Source organism: Pseudomonas frederiksbergensis (assembly GCF_001874645.1).
GTDB lineage: Bacteria > Pseudomonadota > Gammaproteobacteria > Pseudomonadales > Pseudomonadaceae > Aquipseudomonas > Aquipseudomonas frederiksbergensis_B.
Map to the genome: position 1 here is coordinate 4,422,666 of NZ_CP017886.1, position 17,407 is coordinate 4,440,072.

Consider the following 17,407-nt stretch of genomic DNA (forward strand, 5'->3'; position numbering starts at 1 on the left):
GCCATACCATCGTAGGAGCTGCCGAAGGCTGCGATCTTTGGGTCACTCGACCCGTGACTCGCCGGTAAACACCAGGGTGTTGCGGCAACGCCGACACAAATACCGTCGCCCTTGACGCACCAGGCTATGGCGCTGGGCCGAGAACGGGAAATCGCTGTTGGCGCAGGGGCAGCGGTAGATGTAGCGGGTCACGCTGCGGCGTTTGATTGCGTAGGTGTGGCAACGGTTGGGCGGCAGCTCGTACACCCCGCGCATGATCAATTGCCATTCTTCGCCATGCGGTGCAATGCGATCGCCGAACAGCTGATGGGCGATCAGGTGCGCGACTTCGTGAGCGACGGTCTGTTTGAGAAAGTCTTCGGCGTTTTCCCGGTACAGCTGCGGATTGAAGCGCAGCAGGTTTTCATGCAAGTGCGCCACGCCGGCTTTCTGGCCGCGCAACTTGAGACTGACGACCGGGCGTTTGAAAGGTCGTTTGAAAAAGGATTCGGCTTGTTGGAAACAGTCTTCGACGCGGGTATTGAGTTGCTCGGGCATGCTTGGCGGATCTCCAGAGGCGTCGAGTATGCTGCAAACCGTGAACATTGCGAATCGCTCAGGCGCCGAATGGTCGTTGCACAATTTAGAAGGCCGCCTTGCGGCGGCCTGTGTTGGCAGATCCTTGTTTGTTTTGTTGGCGGCGTCCTTTGCTCGCTTCATTTGCCCGTTCTAATTGGTATAGACCGGGCCCACGCCCAGGCCCCAGACAATGACGGTGAATGCCATGATCGCAACCAGCACCACCAGCCCTACGGCGAGCACTGAACTTGAGAACAGAAACCCCTCGTCAGACGGAATGTTCATGAAAGTCGGTAGCCCTACATACAGCAGGTACACGGTGTAGCAGATGGCCGCGGTGCCGATGACCATGCCCAGCCACATGTGCGGATACAGCGCCGCCAGACCGCCGATGAACAGTGGCGTGGCGGTGTAGGTGGCAAACGCGACACAGCGCGCCAGGCTCGGGCTGGCGTCATAAGTGCGAGCCATCCAGTGAATGAACGCCCCCATCACTGCGACCCCGCCGAGCATCGCCAGGTACGACATGATGGTCATCCAGAGTGCGCTTTCCTGGGTCAGCATGACCGGCGCGCGGCTACCGATGACCCAACCGACCTTGGTGGTGCCGATAAACGCCGAAATAGCCGGTATTGCCGCCAGAATCAGCGTGTGGGTGAGGTACATGTGGCTGATACTTTCTTCTTGGTCGCCACGGATTTCTTTCCATTCTTGATCAGGGTGGGTGAAAAGCCCCACGACGTGATGGATCATAGTCAGTCACTCCTTCGTGATTGCTATCGCCCCCCAGCGGAGCGCCTACAGGCCAGCGGCCAAGTAAGTAGAGGTCTGAAATGCATGCGACCTTATGTCGCAGTATAGAAAGGACTTGCTGTCACAGGTGGGGGGCTTTAGAGCAAATCGCGCTGTAAACCCTGCGGTTAATCGCAGTTGGATAGCAAAATCAAAAGATCGCAGCCTGCGGCAGCTCCTACACCGGTTCTGTAGGAGCTGCCGCAGGCTGCGATCTGTTCGGCTCTTCGCCCGGCCAGCGTTTTTGCGTAAAATGTCGGCCTTTCGTCACACCTCGCGGATTTCAAGCGCCATGGGCACTCTTACGGTCAACCAGAACAAGCTGCAGAAACGTCTACGCCGGCAGGCCGGTGAAGCCGTTGCCGATTACAACATGATCGAAGACGGCGACAAGGTCATGGTCTGCCTGTCCGGTGGCAAGGACAGCTACACCCTGCTCGACGTGCTGATGCACCTGCAGAAGGTGGCGCCAATCAAGTTTGAGATCGTCGCGGTGAACATGGACCAGAAACAGCCAGGTTTCCCTGAGCATGTGCTGCCGGCCTATTTGAAAGAGCTGGGCGTGGAATACCACATCGTCGAAAAGGACACTTACTCGGTGGTCAAGGAGCTGGTGCCGGAAGGCAAGACCGCCTGCTCGCTGTGCTCACGCCTGCGTCGCGGTACGCTCTACACCTTCGCCGACGAAATCGGTGCGACCAAAATGGCCCTCGGTCATCACCGCGACGACATCGTCGAGACGTTCTTTCTGAATATGTTCTACAACGGTTCGCTCAAGGCCATGCCGCCGAAGTTGCGCGCCGACGACGGCCGTAACGTAGTGATTCGCCCGCTGGCCTACTGCAACGAGAAAGACATTCAGGCTTACTCGGACTTCAAGCAATTTCCGATCATTCCGTGCAACCTCTGCGGTTCCCAGGAAAACCTGCAACGTCAGGTGGTCAAGGAAATGCTTCAGGAATGGGAACGCAAGACGCCGGGCCGCACCGAAAGCATTTTCCGTGGTTTGCAGAATGTCATTCCGTCGCAGCTGGCGGACCGTAACCTGTTCGATTTCACCACCCTGCGTATCGACGAAACGGCTGCGTCGCGTTTCGTGAATGTGGTGAACCTCTGAGTGCTTAAACCGTTCTGATCGACGGCGCTTGCGGGCGCCGTTTTTATTTCATGGCTCAGGAGAGGGCATGCGCGATTACAAGTGGCTGCACGAATACTGTTTGAACCGTTTTGGTTCGGCAGCCGAACTGGAAGCCCATCTGCCCGTGCCCAAGACCCCGGCACAACTGCGCAAGATCAGCGATGACCGCTACCTGTCGACCTTGGCGTTGCGGGTGTTTCGCGCAGGCCTCAAGCACAGTCTGGTGGACGCCAAATGGCCGGCATTCGAAGAAGTGTTCTTCAAGTTCGATCCGGAAAAGGTCGTGCTGATGGGCGCCGAACACCTTGAGCGACTGATGCAGGACGCGCGGATCATCCGCCACCTGGGCAAGCTCAAGAGCGTGCCGCGCAATGCGCAGTTCATACTGGACGTAGCGAAAGAGCAGGGCAGCTTCGGCGAGTTGATCGCCGAGTGGCCGGTGACCGATATCGTTGGCCTGTGGAAGTACCTGGCCAAACACGGGCATCAGTTGGGCGGGTTGTCGGCACCGCGGTTTCTGCGGATGATCGGCAAGGACACCTTCGTGCCCAGTTATGACGTGGTGGCGGCATTGAATGCGCAAGAGATTATCGACAAGGTACCGACCAGCCTGCGCGATCTGGCGACGGTGCAGAACGCCTTCAACCAATGGCACGCCGAGAGTGGCCGGCCGATGTGTCAGATTTCGATGATGCTGGCTTACACCGTGAATCATTGAAACCGAGGTGATCCCAAAAGATCGCAGCCTGCGGCAGCTCCTACAGAGATAGCGTGCGTAGGAGCTGCCGCAGGCTGCGATCTTTTTCACTTAGGCGACTGATATCTCGCCTTCACCCGCCAACTTGCGATTGAGCTGAAACCGCCAGCGCACATACAGCAGCGCTGAACAGAACACCGCCAGGCTCGCGGCCATTTCCAGCAGACCAAAGACCTGTCGATTCGGGTCGAACGCGGCAGTCGCGCCCTTGATGAAGTACAGGTTCACCACAAAGCACATCCATGAATGCCCGCGTGCGCTGCCGCTGATCATGCCCGGTGCCAGTAACAACAAGGGCACCAGTTCAATCAGCAGGATGACCCACGGTCGCGCACCATGCAGGTCGGCGATCATCAGGTAATAGGCGCAGAGCAAGCCCGCCAGACCGAAGTAGCACAGCAGGCTGATGATGCGCATCGCCCGAACTCGCGGTTCGAGCCACTCGATGGAGGGCAGAATCTTCGGTTTCCTGGCCACGTTAGCGCTCCAGTTTCTGGGCGGTTTTCGCCAAACGCAGACCCAAGGCCCGGCACAGTGCGACTTCATGCTCGTTCAAGCCGCTTTTGCCGTCAGCACCGGCATGATGGCTGGCGCCGTAAGGCGTGCCGCCACCGCGGGTTTCGAGCAATGCCGATTCACTGTAGGGCAGGCCGGTGATCAGCATGCCGTGGTGCAGCAATGGCAGCATCATCGACAGCAAGGTGGTTTCCTGGCCGCCGTGCAGGCTGGCCGTTGAGGTGAAGACTCCGGCGGGCTTGCCCACCAGTGCGCCGGTCAGCCACAGGTTGCTGGTGCCGTCGAGGAAGTACTTCAGCGGCGCCGCCATGTTGCCGAAACGGGTCGGGCTACCGAGGGCCAGGCCCGCGCAATTTTTCAGGTCGTCGAGGCTGGCATACAGCGCGCCTTCGTCAGGAATGTCCGACGACACCGCCTCGCATTCGGTGGAGATCGCCGGCACCGTGCGCAGGCGTGCTTCCATCCCGGCCTGCTCAACGCCACGGGCAATTTGCCGGGCCATTTCATTGGTCGAGCCGCTGCGGCTGTAATACAAAACCAGAATGTACGGCGCACTCACGGCAGAATCTCCAGCACGCTCTCTGGCGGACGGCCGATGATGGCTGTGTCACCGACTTCGAGAATCGGTCGCTCCATGAGTTTCGGATGTTCGGCGATGGCGGCGATCAATTGTGCTTCGCTCAGGCTGCTGTCGGCCAGGTTCAGGGTTTTGTATTCGTCTTCGCCGGTGCGCAGCAATTGGCGGGCGCTGATACCGAGTTTGCCCAGCAGGCCTTGCAGCTGCGCGGCGTTCAGCGGGGTTTCCAGGTAGCGGACCACGGTTGGCGTCAGGCCACGGGCTTCCAGCAGTTCCAGCGCACCGCGGGATTTCGAGCAGCGCGGGTTGTGATAAAGCGTCAGATCGGTCATGTGCGGTTCGCATCTTGCGTAAGGTGGCGGCTATTCTACCTGTGCGGCGAGCAGTCCTGAACCTTGAGAGGCGATGGGTCGCAGCAGAACTTATTTTTTTGAGTAAGGATGATCCCATGACAAGGCGACTGACAGCAGCATTGGCCCTCTTCACAACCTTGCTGCTTGGCGGCTGTGGCTATGACTACGGCACCGATCAGTTGGGACAGAAAGTGGCGTCCGAGCGGTTGGATGGCCAATGGTTTGTACTTAATTACTGGGCCGAGTGGTGTGGCCCGTGCCGTACCGAGATTCCAGAATTGAACGCGTTGGCTGAACAGCTCAAAGGTCAGAAGATTGGTGTGTTAGGGGTCAATTTCGACAATGTGCAGGGCGAAGAGCTCAAGAGCGCCAGTGAAAAGCTCGGGATCAAGTTCACCGTGCTGGCCCAGGACCCGGCCGACCGCTTCGAATTGCCGCGCAGCGAGGCGCTGCCGGTGACCTACATCGTCGATGACAAGGGCAAGGTGCGCGAGCAGTTGATGGGTGAGCAGACGGCCGCGGGGGTGATGGCGAAGCTCAAGGCGTTGCAGGCAATGAATTGAGGCGCTACTGAAAAGATCGTCCGAACGCGGCCCGAACCTTCGGCAGCTCCTACATGGATCGATGTCTGTAGGAGCTGCCGAAGGTTCGGGCCGCGTTCGGACGATCTTTTTTGGCTGGAAGAGGGAGGGTTAACCCTCTTCAAGCCACCAGCGCAGCGGCTTGCCTTCAGCGGGCCAGAAGCGCATTTGCTCGATCGGTGAAATGTCCCAGCGCTGCACGGTTTCCAGCGCTTGCAGGAAGCGTTTTTCCTGTTCCATCAACGCCGGTGCACACATTTTACGGGTGCTGCCGACTTTGCCGAAGCTCAGCTTGTCGCCGTCCAGCGTGTAGGGCGCGAACCAGTGGTTGCAGCCACCATTGCCATAAGCTCGACCGTCTTCACCCAGGGTGATGGTCAGGTGACTGGAGTCAATCAGTGGGCGTTCGCCGATCCACTCCAGGACATAGCTGCGATCCTGCTGCAATTGCACCGGCTCAGCGGCGCAGCCCAGCAGGCTGACACCCACCATCGCGGCCAGAACGAGGTGTTTCATTACGCAGGCTCCTGGCATTTCGGGCACAGGTGCTTCTCGCCGGATGTGGTCCAGCCCAGCTCGGCAATCCGTGCGGTGGCGGCCGGTTTTTCTGCCTTGTTGCCCAGCTTGGCGTCGACCGCGAACTCGAATCTCAGCTCTTTGGTGCAGCTATCGCAGTTCACTTGCCAGTTGTGAATCGCCAATTCGCCGAACACCGGACCACTGGCCACGGCAACCCACTGGCCCATGGGCTTGAGCAGGTGGCGAACGTTTTCAACGGTCAGGCGCATGGACAAGTCCTTGCTGCCCTTGAGGGTTACCAATAACACGTCATCGGCGCGGATCGAGCCGCCGTTGCCGGTGACTTGATAACGCCCCGGCGTCAGCGCGCGGCATTCGGTCAGTGTGTGTTGCGGGTTCATCAGGCTGTAGCGGAAATCGTGTTCGACCATGGGTCCTCCAAATATGCGCGATATGCTAGCACGCGAAAGAATCAGGCATGGCCCATGGATGCAACCTTCGATCAGACCCAGTCAGCCTTCGACCTGATTGTGTGGTGTGCCAGCGGCCCAGTCGGTGATGTTCTGCAAGGTGGTCGTGGCGATTGCGGCCAACGCTTCGTGGGTCAGGAGGGTCTGGTAGTTGACCGTTTTTCAGTGCGTCGATCAGCGCCGCCGTGTCCAGGCTCAGGCGCGCAGACTGGAAGTGCAACTCGATACCGGCGGGCAACCTGGCTGCAAGAAAGCTGTCGCGGTCGTACGTCTGACTGCTGAAGAGAATCGTGCGCATCGTGTCCTCCTGGAAATCTCACGTCATTCATCGTTCCCACGCAGAGCGTGGGAACGATGAAGACAGTTGCTGCTACGGAGTTTAACCCTCAACGACCGCCGCGCCATTGAGCGGGCTCAAGCGCCAATACGCGCTTGCGAGGCCAGTCGGTTGATTGCCCGTTCAAGTTCCTCCAGCGCCACCAGGGCTTTGGGGTCTTGTTGCTTGAGCAGGGTTTCACTGCGCTGACAGGCCGCGCGCAACTGCGGAACGCCGCAATAGCGCGTCGCGCCGTGCAGGCGGTGGACCCGTTCGATCAGGGCATTCTGGTCATTGCTTTCGCGGGCGACGCGAATCGCCTCGCGGTCGGCTTCCAGCGAAGCCAGCAACATCGCCAGCATGTCGGCCGCCAGATCGGCTTTGCCAGCCGCGAGGCGTAGGCCTTCATCGGGGTCGAGCACCAGCAGGTCGCTGGTGTTGCCATAGGCGTCGGCTCGCTCCGGACCGTGATTGCGCAGGGCCAGCCCGGTCCACTTCAACACCACCTGCGCCAGTTGGCGTTCGCTGATCGGTTTGGTCAGGTAATCGTCCATGCCACTTTGCAGCAAGGCGCGTTTTTCGTTGGCCATGGCGTGTGCGGTGAGGGCGACAATCGGCAGCGGCGTGCAATGCCGTTCGCTTTCCCATTGGCGAATCGCTTCGGTGCTCTGACGCCCGTCCATGCCCGGCATCTGCACGTCCATCAGCACCAGGTCGAAGGCTTCGGTCTGCACGGCCTTGATCGCCGCATAACCGCTTTCGACTGCCAGCACCTTGGCGCCCATGTCTTCAAGCAGCGTCTGCACCAGCAGCAGGTTGGCCGGGTTGTCATCGACGCAGAGTACTTTGGGCGCGCGGCTGGAAACCGGTTCGCCCGGTTCGTTGCGCAACTGGCGCGGGTTGACCAGATCCGACAGCGCCCGACGCAACTTGCGGGTGCAGGCCGGCTTGGCCTGCAATTGGCTGTGGGGGTTGGGCACCGAGAGATGGAACAGCGTCTGTTCGGTGGTCGGGCACAGCACCAGCACTTTGCAGCCCAGGTGTTCGAGGTCCCAGATATGCTGATTGAGCCGCTCCGGTGGCATGTCGTTGGAAGTGATGCCCAGCACCGCGAGGTCAATCGCCTGCTCGGTCTGATGGGCGCCGGTGACGCCGTTGGTCAGGCTTTCCAAGGTGTTGAACGGTGTCACTTCAAGACCACAGTCTTCCAGTTGATGCTGTAAGGCCTGGCGTGCCAGTTCGTGGTTCTCCAGCACCGCAACGCGCCGTCCGAGCAACGGTGGTGCTGGCAAGTCTTCGGCATCGTCGCGGGTTTTCGGCAAGCTCAGGCTGATCCAGAACTCCGAGCCTTCCCCCGGCGTGCTGTCGACGCCAATCTCGCCACCCATCTGCTCGATCAACCGCTTGGAAATCACCAGTCCCAGGCCCGTGCCACCGGGTTGTCGGGACAACGAGTTGTCGGCCTGACTGAAGGCCTGAAACAATGCGCGTACGTCCTGATTCGACAGGCCGATGCCGGTGTCCTGAATGCTGATGCGCAGTTGCACGCTGTCTTCGTGTTCTTCTTCAAGCATGGCGCGGGCGACGATGGTGCCTTCGCGGGTGAACTTGATCGCGTTACTCACAAGGTTGGTCAGGATCTGTTTGAGTCGCAGCGGGTCACCGACCAGCGACAGCGGGGTGTCGCGGTAAACCAGGCTGACCAGTTCGAGCTGTTTGGCGTGGGCGGCCGGGGCGAGGATGGTCAGCGTGTCCTGGAGCAGATCGCGCAGGTTGAACGGAATGCTGTCGAGCACCAGTTTGCCGGCCTCGATTTTCGAGAAGTCGAGAATCTCGTTGATGATCCCCAGCAGGCTGTCGGCGGATTTTTCGATGGTGCCCAGGTAGTCGAGCTGACGCGGCGTCAGTTCGCTTTTTTGCAGCAAGTGGGTGAAACCGAGGATGCCGTTGAGCGGCGTGCGAATCTCGTGGCTCATGTTGGCGAGGAACTCGGACTTGATCCGGCTCGCTTCCAGGGCTTCCTTGCGCGCCAGGTCCAGCTCGATGTTCTGGATCTCGATGGTTTCCAGGTTCTGCCGGACGTCTTCGGTGGCCTGATCGATGCTGTGCTGCAATTCTTCCTGAGCATTTTGCAGGGTGCTGGCCATGCGGTTGATGCCCGAGGCCAACTCGTCCAGCTCCTGGCTGCCGAGCGGTGGCAGGCGGGTTTCGAGATGACCGTCCTTGAGTTGCGCCACGGCCTGCTTGATCAGGTTGAGCGGTGTATTGATGGTGCGCCCCATACGCAATGCCAGCAGCGCGGTGCCGACCAGACCTGCGGCGATCAACAGCACGCTGGCGAACAGGCTGCGGTAACCGCGCAGCAACATGCCGTTGTGGGAGAGTTCCAGCTCGACCCAGCCCAGCAAGCGATCGGACTCATCGGGGATCAGATCGCCGGCCAGGTTGCGATGCCTGCCAAACACCGGCAGCAGGTAACGGGTGGCGTCGTTGCCAGTGCGTTGCAGCATATGCGTGCTGTCGCCGGTGGGCGGCTGGTTGAGCATCAGCGGCCCGGCGTGCGCCAGTTGCGTGCGGTCCGGCGCCAGGAACGACACAGCACGCACGTCCGGTTGCTCCAGTGACTGGGTCGCGATGCGTTCCAGCAGGTCGTCATTCTGATGGCCCATGGCCGGGGCGACCAGGGGTGCCAGTTGTTCGGCGATCATTTCGCCGCGTTGCAGAAGTTGGGTTTGCAGGTCGGACTGCTGCATCCAGGTGAAATAGCCGCCCAGAACCAAGGCCATCAGGCTGGTCGGCAACAAGGTCAACAACATGACGCGACCTTTGATCCCCAGTTTTTTCAGCACGTCACTCTCCTGCTATCACGCTGTTTATAGATGGCCTATGCGTGCATCCGGCACGCAGCACCTGCGCAGTGTAGCGATTTGCATGCGGGCAATCTCGGCAAATTACCCAGCGATTTGTGACGGTTTAAAGGTCTCGGGGGCTGCGACGAAACTCGTGGGTTGCTCACTGCCGGGCAATCTTGAATAATCAGTGATTGAGAATGACTTGCAGAAGCTAATGAATCCCGTATCTGTTGGCTCCCCTCGTATCCTGGCGATTGAAGACGACCTTGTATTGGGGGCTTATGTTCATGAACATCTGGGGCGCTGTGGCTTTCAGGTGACCTGGTGCCAGAACGGCGAGGAAGGGTTGGCGATTGCTCGTGAGCACACCTTCGATGTCGTGCTGATGGATATTGTGCTGCCAGGTATGGATGGCTTGGCGGTATTGACCGATCTGCGGACCCGCGATTCCACCCCGGTGCTGCTGATGTCGGCACTGGGCGCCGAAGCGGATCGCATCAGCGGTTTTCGTCTGGGCGCCGACGACTACCTGCCCAAGCCTTTCAGCATGGCCGAATTGCGGGTGCGTATCGAAGCCATCCTGCGACGGGTGGACCTGGAGCGTCGGCCTGTGCCGCCCTCGTTCAACGGCGACGTTCACCGCCTGCGTTTCGACGATGAACGGTGTGATGTTCATTATGCTGAGCAGTGGGCCGGGCTGACCCGCAGCGAATACCGGCTGCTGGAAACCCTGAACCGCAATGGCGATGAAGTGCTCAGCAAGGCCTTCCTTTATCAGCAGGTGTTGCAGCGCGGCTACGCACCCCACGACCGCAGCCTGGACATGCACATCAGCCAGATCCGCCGCAAACTCAAGGCCATCGGCTACATCGAGTGCGAAGTGCGCACGGTCTGGGGCAAGGGCTATGTATTGAGTGCTCTTGATGAAGTGGTTTGATCGGGTGGTGCCTTTGAACAACCTGGATGAACAGGCCCGCGCTTTCGATCAAATGTCCGAACGCCTGCAAAGCAACTTGGCTGTGCAGCAGCAACTGCTACGCAACTTGTCTCACGAACTGCGCACACCGTTGAGCCGTCTGCGGGTGGCCAGCGAAAGCGAAGAGGACCTGCTGCAACTGCGCGAGCGCATCGGTCGCGAAGTCGATGGCATGCAGCGGCTGGTAGAAGACACCCTGCAACTGGCCTGGTTCGACACCGAATGCTCGCCATTACCGGATGAGGCGATCCAGATTCAGGCCCTCTGGGAAATGCTCACGGAAAACGCCTGCTACGAAAGCGGTTGGCCTGCTGAGCAACTGCACTGCGCGGTGGATGCTTCGTGCTGGGTTCGCGGCAATCTGAACACCCTGGCCCAGGCGCTGGAAAACATTCTGCGCAACGCTATCCGCCATTCTCCGAGCGGTGGCAGCGTGCGTCTCGACGGACAGCGCGACGGCGATTATTGGCAGCTGTGGCTCGAAGACCAGGGCGGCGGTGTCGCCAAACACGACCTGGAGCGTATTTTCGATCCGTTCACCCGACTCGACGGCGCGCGGCAGGGCAATGGCGGCTTTGGTCTGGGCCTGAGCATCGCGCGCAACGCGGTGCAGCGTCAGGGCGGATGCTTGTGGGCGGAGAATGCAGGGCACGGGTTACGGCTGAATATGCGGTTGCTGGCAGATCTTTAGGGTTGATCGTTCCCACGCAGAGCGTGGGAGCGATCTGAGTCTGCTTATTCCCTTAATGCATAAGCCCCATACTTTGCGTGATATGGCCTGCGCACGTTTGCCGGTATGATGGGCGCCCCCGCAGTCTGGATTGCGAATACGCCATGACCTTGCAGTACCCAACCATCGCCGATTGCGTCGGCAACACTCCGCTGGTTCGTTTGCAGCGCCTGCCCGGCGCCACCAGCAATACCCTGCTGCTCAAGCTCGAGGGTAATAACCCGGCGGGTTCGGTCAAGGACCGTCCGGCGCTGTCGATGATTACCCGTGCCGAGCTGCGTGGGCAGATCCATGCCGGCGATACATTGATCGAGGCGACCTCCGGTAACACCGGGATTGCCCTGGCCATGGCCGCGGCGATCAAGGGTTACAAGATGATCCTGATCATGCCTGACAACTCCAGCGCCGAACGCAAGGCTGCGATGACCGCTTATGGCGCCGAGCTGATTCTGGTCAGCCAGGAAGAGGGCATGGAAGGTGCTCGCGACCTCGCCGAGCGGATGCAGGCTGACGGCCGTGGCAAGGTGCTCGACCAGTTCGCCAACGGCGACAACCCGCAGGCGCATTACACCACCACCGGCCCGGAAATCTGGCGCCAGACCGAGGGCACCATCACTCATTTCATCAGTTCCATGGGGACCACGGGCACCATCATGGGGGTTTCGCGTTACCTCAAGGAGCAGAACACCGCGGTGCAGATCATCGGTCTGCAACCGATGGAAGGCTCGGCGATTCCGGGTATCCGTCGCTGGCCGCAGGAGTACCTGCCGAAGATCTATCAAGCCGATCGGGTTGACCGGATCGTCGACATGGCCCAAAGCGAAGCCGAAGACGTGACCCGTCGTCTGGCGCGCGAAGAAGGCATCTTCTGTGGTGTGTCCTCGGGCGGGGCCGTGGCAGCGATGCTGCGCTTGTCCAAAGAAGTTGAAAATGCGGTGATGGTCGCGATCATTTGTGACCGTGGCGACCGTTACTTGTCGACCGGCATTTTCGACGCGCCCAACTGATGGCCAAGCAAGAGAGAGGCCTGCGCTTCCAACCCACTGGCGGCAGCAAGGCCCCGCAAGTCCCGACCGGCAAAAAGCAGCGACTGACCATTGAGCGCCTGGCCAATGACGGTCGCGGTATCGCGTTTTTCGAAGGTCGTACCTGGTTCGTCATTGGCGCTTTGGCGGGTGAAGAAGTCGAGGCGCGAGTCCTGGGTGCCCATGGCAAAGTTGTCGAGGCGCGCACCGAGCGCGTCTTCGTCGCCAGTGAATTGCGTCGCCCGGCGCCGTGTGCCCATGCCGGGCGCTGCGGTGGTTGCAGCGTGCAGCATTTGCCCCACAACGAACAGCTCGCCCTGAAACAGCGCATGCTCGCCGAGCAGTTGTCGCGGGTGGCGGGTGTCGAACCCGAGCAGTGGGCAGCGCCCTTGAGCGGTCCTGAATTCGCCTATCGACGTCGCGCCCGGGTGGCGGTTCGCTGGGACGTGAAGGCGAAAAAACTCGAAGTCGGTTTTCGCGCCGCCGGCAGTCAGGACATCGTCGGCATCAATGATTGCCCGGTGCTGGTACAGCCCTTGCAGCCGATCATGAGCTGCTTGCCGGAAATGCTCCGGCGTTTGAGCAAGCCTCAGGCGTTGGGTCATGTGGAATTGTTCGCCGGTTCATCCCTGGCCTTGCTGTTGCGCCACATGGCGCCACTGTCTGAAAACGACCTGGCCATCCTCAAGGAATTCTGCGCATTCCATGATGCTCAATTGTGGCTGCATGGCGAAGGCGAGCCGCAACCGGTCGATGCCGATCAGGCGCTGGGTTACCGACTTGAACAATGGAATCTTGAGCTGGCGTATCGCCCGGGTGACTTCATTCAGGTGAACGCCGGGGTCAACGAAGCGATGATCGCCCAGGCGCTGGAATGGCTGAAGCCTGCCGCTGACGAGCGCGTGCTCGATCTGTTCTGCGGCCTGGGTAACTTTGCCTTGCCGCTGGCGCAGAAAGTCCGTGAAGTGGTGGCGGTGGAAGGCGTGCAGACCATGGTCGAGCGTGCTTGCGCGAATGCCGCTAGCAACAATCTGCATAACGCGAAGTTTTTTCAGGCCGATTTATCCCAGCCTTTGGCTGATGCCAAATGGGCCAGCGAGGGCTTTTCTGCGGTACTCTTGGACCCACCGCGCGACGGTGCTTTCGAGGTGGTGCGCACGCTCGCATCGCTGGGTGCCAAGCGCTTGGTTTATGTGTCGTGCAACCCGGCAACTCTGGCCCGCGACACGGTCGAATTGATCAAGCAGGGCTACCGGTTAAAACGTGCCGGGATCCTCGATATGTTTCCTCAGACGGCACATGTCGAGGCCATGGCGTTATTTGAAGCGAGCTAGGATGGCTCGTCGGGTCCGACCAGACCGCTCATGCATCAGCCGCGTCAGCCCAGCGAGGGCGCATGAGCAACGAAGGTCAGCGATTTGACGCATTGAATCTGCGTCGTAGGGAAGGTAAGCAAGATGGTACAGGTGAGAGCACACCAGCCGATCAATACCGACGGCAGTATCAATCTCGAGGCTTGGCTCGATCATGCGGTCAGTGTCGATCCGGCACTGGATCGTGAAGCCTTGAAAGAAGCCTGCGAGTTCGCTCGTCAGGCCGAACAGCAGGACAACGCAGCGAAGAATCTCTGGTCCGAAGGTACGTCGAGTTTTCGTACGGGCCTTGAGATCGCAGAGATTCTCGCCGACCTCAAACTCGATCAGGATTCGCTGGTCGCGGCGATCCTTTACCGTGGCGTACGCGAAGGTCAGATCCAACTGCCAGCCGTCAGCCAGCGCTTTGGTCCGGTGGTCTCCAAACTGATCGATGGCGTGCAGCGCATGGCGGCGATCAGTGCCAGTCTGAGCCCGCGCCAGTCGTTGGTGCTGGGCTCTCAGGGCCAGGTGGAAAACCTGCGCAAGATGCTTGTGGCCATGGTCGACGACGTCCGCGTCGCGCTGATCAAACTGGCCGAGCGCACCTGCGCGATCCGTGCGGTGAAAACCGCCGATGACGAAAAGCGCAACCGGGTCGCCCGGGAAGTCTTCGACATTTATGCACCGCTGGCTCACCGACTTGGCATCGGTCATATCAAATGGGAACTGGAGGACTTGTCTTTCCGTTACCTTGAGCCTGACCAATACAAGCAGATCGCCAAGTTGCTGCACGAGCGACGTCTTGATCGCGAGCGGTTCATCAGTGATGTGATGAACCAGTTGCAGAGCGAATTGCAGGCCACCGGCGTCGATGCCGACATCAGCGGCCGGGCCAAACACATCTATTCGATCTGGCGCAAAATGCAGCGCAAGGGGCTGGAGTTCAGCCAGATCTACGACGTGCGTGCGGTGCGCGTGCTGGTGCCGGAAATGCGCGACTGCTACACCGCGCTGGGCATCGTCCACACCTTGTGGCGGCACATCCCGAAAGAGTTCGACGACTACATCGCCAACCCGAAAGAGAACGGCTACCGTTCGTTGCACACTGCGGTTATCGGCCCTGAAGGCAAGGTGCTGGAAGTGCAGATCCGCACCCACGCGATGCACGAAGAGGCCGAGCTGGGCGTCTGCGCGCACTGGCGCTACAAAGGCACCGACGTCAAATCCGGTTCCAATCACTATGAAGAGAAAATCTCCTGGCTGCGTCAGGTGCTCGAGTGGCACGAAGAGCTGGGCGATATCGGTGGTCTGGCGGAACAGTTGCGGGTCGACATCGAACCGGACCGGGTATACATCTTCACCCCCGACGGTCACGCGATCGACTTGCCAAAAGGCGCCACACCGCTGGATTTCGCTTACCGCGTGCACACCGAAATCGGTCACAACTGCCGTGGTGCGAAGATCAACGGACGAATCGTCCCGCTCAACTACAGCCTGCAGACCGGTGAGCAGGTCGAGATCATCACCAGCAAACACGGCACGCCGAGCCGCGACTGGCTGAACCCGAACCTGGGCTACATCACCACCTCGCGGGCACGGGCGAAAATCGTTCACTGGTTCAAATTGCAGGCGCGCGACCAGAACGTCGCGGCGGGTAAAACCCTGCTCGAACGCGAACTCAATCGCCTCGGTCTGCCGCAGGTGGATTTCGAAAAGCTGGCCGACAAGGCCAACATGAAAACCGCCGAGGACATGTTTGCCGCGTTGGGTGCCGGCGATTTGCGTCTGGCGCAACTGGTCAACCTGGCGCAGCAACTGGTCGAGCCGGAACGCGGCAACGAACAGCTGGAACTGATCCCGCGCAAAGCCACCGGCTACAAGCCCGGCAAGCGCGGCGACATTCAGATCCAGGGCGTCGGTAACCTGATGACCCAGATGGCCGGCTGCTGCCAGCCATTGCCGGGCGATGCGATCGTCGGTTACATCACCCAGGGCCGTGGCGTCAGCATTCACCGTCAGGACTGCGCGTCGGTGCTGCAACTGGCCGGGCGCGAGCCAGAGCGGATCATTCAGGTCAGCTGGGGCCCGGTGCCGGTGTTGACCTATCCGGTGGACATCATCATTCGTGCCTACGACCGTTCCGGTCTGCTGCGTGACGTGTCGCAAGTGCTGCTCAATGAGCGGATCAACGTGCTGGCGGTCAATACCCGTTCGAACAAAGAGGACAACACCGCGTTGATGTCCCTGACCATCGAGATTCCGGGGCTGGACGCATTGGGGCGGTTGTTGGGGCGTATTTCCCAATTGCCGAACATCATTGAAACCCGGCGTAACCGTACCCCGTGACCCGAACCCTCGTAGGAGCTGCCGCAGGCTGCGATCCTTTGATCTTGCTCTTGAAAATCAAAAGATCGCAGCCTTCGGCAGCGCCTGCGCAGAGCCGCGTTTGAGCGAGATTTATTGATGTACAGCCTTCAAGACTTGCTTCATTTGATGAACCGGCTGCGGGATCCGCAGTTCGGCTGCCCGTGGGATATCAAGCAAACCTGGCAGACCATCGTCCCGCATACCCTGGAAGAAGCGTACGAGGTGGCCGATGCCATCGAGCGCGGCGACTTCGATCATTTGCAGGGTGAGTTGGGTGATCTGCTGTTCCAGGTGGTGTATTACAGCCAACTGGCGCGGGAAGAGGGGCGTTTCGAGTTCGATGGCGTGGTCGACAGCATTACCCGCAAGTTGATTCGTCGTCATCCTCACGTATTCCCGACCAGCGATCTTTACGCGCCGCAGGATATCCCGCGGCTCAGTGAAGAGCAGGTCAAACAGCGTTGGGAAGAGATCAAGGCCGAGGAGCGGGCCGAGAAGTCCCAGGCCCCTGAGCAGTTGTCCTTGCTTGACGATGTTCCAGCGGCGCTGCCGGCGCTGTCCCGTTCTGCCAAGCTGCAAAAGCGTGCGGGGCAGGTGGGTTTCGACTGGCCGGACGCGTTGCCGGTGCTCGATAAAGTCCGCGAAGAGCTTGATGAAGTGCTCGAAGCCATGGCGGATAACGACTCGGCGGCCATCAGTGACGAGGTCGGCGATCTGCTGTTTTCCGTGGTCAACCTGGCGCGTCACCTCAAGGTTGATCCAGAAACCGCATTGCGCGGTGCCAACAGCAAGTTTGAAAGACGCTTCCGATTTATCGAACAGGCATTGCGCGACACCCGCCGTCCCATGGAAGATTGCACCCTCGAAGAGTTGGACGCCTTGTGGGGCGAAGCCAAACGTCAGGAAAAGAATTTGCCCAGCTGCGGCTGAGCTGTTGCCTAAGTGAGTAAGCACCATGAGCCTTTCCCTTCGCGACCAGTTGCTCAAAGCAGGGCTGGTCAACCAAAAGCAGGCCAAACAGGTCGGCAAAGACAAGCAGAAGCAGCAACGTCTGGCCCATAAAGGTCAGATCGAACTCGATGACTCCCAGCAGCGTGCGGCCCAGGAGGCCATGGCCGAGAAGGTCAAGCGCGATCAGGAACTCAATCGCCAGCAGCAGGAGAAGGCCGAACAGAAGGCCCGCGCCGCTCAGGTCAAGCAATTGATCGAAGTCTCGCGCCTGCCGAAGCTGACCACCGAGGACTACTACAATTTCGTTGACGACAAGAAGGTCAAGCGCATCTCTGTCAACACCCTGATGCGCAACAAGCTCAGCAGCGGCTCCCTGGCGATCGTGCATCACGCGGGCGGCTACGAAGTGATCCCCCGTGAAGCGGCCCTGAAGATCCAGGAGCGCGATCCACAGCGCATCGTGCAACTGAACACCCAGACCGAAGAAGTCGATGCAGACGATCCGTACGCGGCCTATCAGATCCCTGACGATCTGATGTGGTAAGCCTTTAAAGGCTGCCACAACGACAAACCC

At 59.9% G+C, this 17,407-nt stretch carries 17 protein-coding genes and 2 pseudogenes; 10 read left to right on the forward strand and 9 right to left on the reverse strand.

All coding sequences use genetic code 11. The features are described 5' to 3' along the window. Positions 1–42: 42 nt before the first annotated feature. Entirely contained in the window at positions 43–537 is a 495-nt protein-coding gene (locus BLL42_RS21130) for a SprT family zinc-dependent metalloprotease (protein WP_071553852.1), read from the reverse strand. A gap of 171 nt (positions 538–708) precedes the next feature. Then, positions 709–1,311: a Yip1 family protein gene (locus tag BLL42_RS21135; RefSeq protein WP_071553854.1), complete on the reverse strand. Its 603-nt coding sequence runs from the start codon at positions 1,309–1,311 to the stop codon at positions 709–711. Between the two features lie 331 nt (positions 1,312–1,642). On the opposite strand from BLL42_RS21135, the gene ttcA reads away from it, so the two are divergent. Continuing rightward, complete coding sequence (gene ttcA, locus BLL42_RS21140) at positions 1,643–2,467, forward strand: tRNA 2-thiocytidine(32) synthetase TtcA (RefSeq protein WP_071553856.1); 825 nt, start codon at positions 1,643–1,645, stop codon at positions 2,465–2,467. A gap of 67 nt (positions 2,468–2,534) precedes the next feature. Beyond that, the gene (locus tag BLL42_RS21145; RefSeq protein WP_071553858.1) at positions 2,535–3,206 is read left to right on the forward strand and encodes a DNA-3-methyladenine glycosylase I; all 672 of its coding nucleotides are present in this window, start codon (positions 2,535–2,537) and stop codon (positions 3,204–3,206) included. Between the two features lie 90 nt (positions 3,207–3,296). Here the strand turns inward: BLL42_RS21145 and BLL42_RS21150 are convergent, their stop codons facing one another. The 3 genes from BLL42_RS21150 to arsC are packed head-to-tail and all read right to left on the reverse strand — an operon-like array spanning position 3,297 to position 4,670. Beyond that, positions 3,297–3,722, reverse strand: coding sequence for a DUF2069 domain-containing protein (locus BLL42_RS21150; protein ID WP_071553860.1), 426 nt, complete (start codon positions 3,720–3,722; stop codon positions 3,297–3,299). Position 3,723: 1 nt separating this feature from the next. Then, positions 3,724–4,320 carry an NAD(P)H:quinone oxidoreductase gene (wrbA, locus tag BLL42_RS21155; RefSeq protein WP_071553862.1) on the reverse strand — a complete coding sequence of 199 codons (597 nt, stop codon included), beginning with the start codon at positions 4,318–4,320 and terminating at the stop codon, positions 3,724–3,726. Continuing rightward, positions 4,317–4,670, reverse strand: coding sequence for an arsenate reductase (glutaredoxin) (gene arsC / locus BLL42_RS21160; protein ID WP_071553864.1), 354 nt, complete (start codon positions 4,668–4,670; stop codon positions 4,317–4,319). Before arsC ends, wrbA begins: the two co-directional genes overlap by 4 nt. 116 nt (positions 4,671–4,786) lie before the next feature. Here arsC and BLL42_RS21165 point away from each other — a divergent pair, with 116 nt between their 5' ends. Beyond that, positions 4,787–5,254, forward strand: a complete 468-nt coding sequence (locus BLL42_RS21165) for a TlpA disulfide reductase family protein (protein ID WP_071553865.1) — start codon at positions 4,787–4,789, stop codon at positions 5,252–5,254. Between the two features lie 129 nt (positions 5,255–5,383). Here BLL42_RS21165 and BLL42_RS21170 read toward each other — a convergent pair whose 3' ends face one another. The 4 genes and pseudogenes from BLL42_RS21170 to BLL42_RS21185 form a co-directional block, all read right to left on the reverse strand. After that, positions 5,384–5,788 (reverse strand): META domain-containing protein, encoded by a 405-nt coding sequence (locus BLL42_RS21170; RefSeq protein ID WP_071553867.1) that lies wholly within the window; start codon positions 5,786–5,788, stop codon positions 5,384–5,386. Continuing rightward, positions 5,788–6,222 (reverse strand): hypothetical protein, encoded by a 435-nt coding sequence (locus BLL42_RS21175; protein WP_071553869.1) that lies wholly within the window; start codon positions 6,220–6,222, stop codon positions 5,788–5,790. The genes BLL42_RS21170 and BLL42_RS21175 overlap by 1 nt, the downstream gene beginning before the upstream one ends. 208 nt (positions 6,223–6,430) lie before the next feature. Continuing rightward, positions 6,431–6,559 (reverse strand): annotated as a pseudogene (locus tag BLL42_RS29780) (2-hydroxyacid dehydrogenase); the annotation flags it as partial. Between the two features lie 116 nt (positions 6,560–6,675). Further along, complete coding sequence (locus BLL42_RS21185) at positions 6,676–9,426, reverse strand: response regulator (RefSeq protein WP_071553873.1); 2,751 nt, start codon at positions 9,424–9,426, stop codon at positions 6,676–6,678. Between the two features lie 217 nt (positions 9,427–9,643). Here BLL42_RS21185 and BLL42_RS21190 point away from each other — a divergent pair, with 217 nt between their 5' ends. The 7 genes and pseudogenes from BLL42_RS21190 to BLL42_RS21220 all read left to right on the forward strand — a co-directional run bounded on the left by BLL42_RS21190 (position 9,644) and on the right by BLL42_RS21220 (position 17,377). After that, complete coding sequence (locus BLL42_RS21190; protein WP_071553875.1) at positions 9,644–10,366, forward strand: response regulator transcription factor; 723 nt, start codon at positions 9,644–9,646, stop codon at positions 10,364–10,366. Positions 10,367–10,382: 16 nt separating this feature from the next. Then, positions 10,383–11,096 (forward strand): annotated as a pseudogene (locus BLL42_RS21195) (sensor histidine kinase); the annotation flags it as partial. Positions 11,097–11,239: 143 nt separating this feature from the next. After that, positions 11,240–12,142, forward strand: coding sequence for a cysteine synthase CysM (gene cysM, locus BLL42_RS21200; RefSeq protein WP_071553877.1), 903 nt, complete (start codon positions 11,240–11,242; stop codon positions 12,140–12,142). Next, positions 12,142–13,494 (forward strand): 23S rRNA (uracil(1939)-C(5))-methyltransferase RlmD, encoded by a 1,353-nt coding sequence (gene rlmD / locus BLL42_RS21205; RefSeq protein WP_071553879.1) that lies wholly within the window; start codon positions 12,142–12,144, stop codon positions 13,492–13,494. The genes cysM and rlmD overlap by 1 nt, the downstream gene beginning before the upstream one ends. A 123-nt stretch (positions 13,495–13,617) precedes the next feature. Next, positions 13,618–15,861, forward strand: a complete 2,244-nt coding sequence (gene relA / locus BLL42_RS21210; RefSeq protein ID WP_071553881.1) for a GTP diphosphokinase — start codon at positions 13,618–13,620, stop codon at positions 15,859–15,861. A 117-nt stretch (positions 15,862–15,978) separates the two neighbouring features. Continuing rightward, the gene (gene mazG, locus BLL42_RS21215) at positions 15,979–16,812 is read left to right on the forward strand and encodes a nucleoside triphosphate pyrophosphohydrolase (protein WP_071553883.1); all 834 of its coding nucleotides are present in this window, start codon (positions 15,979–15,981) and stop codon (positions 16,810–16,812) included. A 25-nt stretch (positions 16,813–16,837) separates the two neighbouring features. Beyond that, positions 16,838–17,377, forward strand: a complete 540-nt coding sequence (locus BLL42_RS21220; RefSeq protein WP_071553885.1) for a DUF2058 domain-containing protein — start codon at positions 16,838–16,840, stop codon at positions 17,375–17,377. Positions 17,378–17,407 lie beyond the last annotated feature (30 nt).

What these genes read in the sequence shown, in the direction of transcription:
- BLL42_RS21170 (WP_071553867.1), bottom strand. Translation starts at nt 5,788, where the DNA reads ATGAAACACCTCGTTCTGGCCGCGATGGTGGGTGTCAGCCTGCTGGGC.
- ttcA (WP_071553856.1), top strand. Translation starts at nt 1,643, where the DNA reads ATGGGCACTCTTACGGTCAACCAGAACAAGCTGCAGAAACGTCTACGC.
- BLL42_RS21175 (WP_071553869.1), bottom strand. Translation starts at nt 6,222, where the DNA reads ATGGTCGAACACGATTTCCGCTACAGCCTGATGAACCCGCAACACACA.
- BLL42_RS21190 (WP_071553875.1), top strand. Translation starts at nt 9,644, where the DNA reads ATGAATCCCGTATCTGTTGGCTCCCCTCGTATCCTGGCGATTGAAGAC.
- rlmD (WP_071553879.1), top strand. Translation starts at nt 12,142, where the DNA reads ATGGCCAAGCAAGAGAGAGGCCTGCGCTTCCAACCCACTGGCGGCAGC.
- arsC (WP_071553864.1), bottom strand. Translation starts at nt 4,670, where the DNA reads ATGACCGATCTGACGCTTTATCACAACCCGCGCTGCTCGAAATCCCGC.
- BLL42_RS21145 (WP_071553858.1), top strand. Translation starts at nt 2,535, where the DNA reads ATGCGCGATTACAAGTGGCTGCACGAATACTGTTTGAACCGTTTTGGT.
- cysM (WP_071553877.1), top strand. Translation starts at nt 11,240, where the DNA reads ATGACCTTGCAGTACCCAACCATCGCCGATTGCGTCGGCAACACTCCG.
- BLL42_RS21165 (WP_071553865.1), top strand. Translation starts at nt 4,787, where the DNA reads ATGACAAGGCGACTGACAGCAGCATTGGCCCTCTTCACAACCTTGCTG.
- BLL42_RS21135 (WP_071553854.1), bottom strand. Translation starts at nt 1,311, where the DNA reads ATGATCCATCACGTCGTGGGGCTTTTCACCCACCCTGATCAAGAATGG.
- BLL42_RS21220 (WP_071553885.1), top strand. Translation starts at nt 16,838, where the DNA reads ATGAGCCTTTCCCTTCGCGACCAGTTGCTCAAAGCAGGGCTGGTCAAC.
- relA (WP_071553881.1), top strand. Translation starts at nt 13,618, where the DNA reads ATGGTACAGGTGAGAGCACACCAGCCGATCAATACCGACGGCAGTATC.
- mazG (WP_071553883.1), top strand. Translation starts at nt 15,979, where the DNA reads ATGTACAGCCTTCAAGACTTGCTTCATTTGATGAACCGGCTGCGGGAT.
- BLL42_RS21130 (WP_071553852.1), bottom strand. Translation starts at nt 537, where the DNA reads ATGCCCGAGCAACTCAATACCCGCGTCGAAGACTGTTTCCAACAAGCC.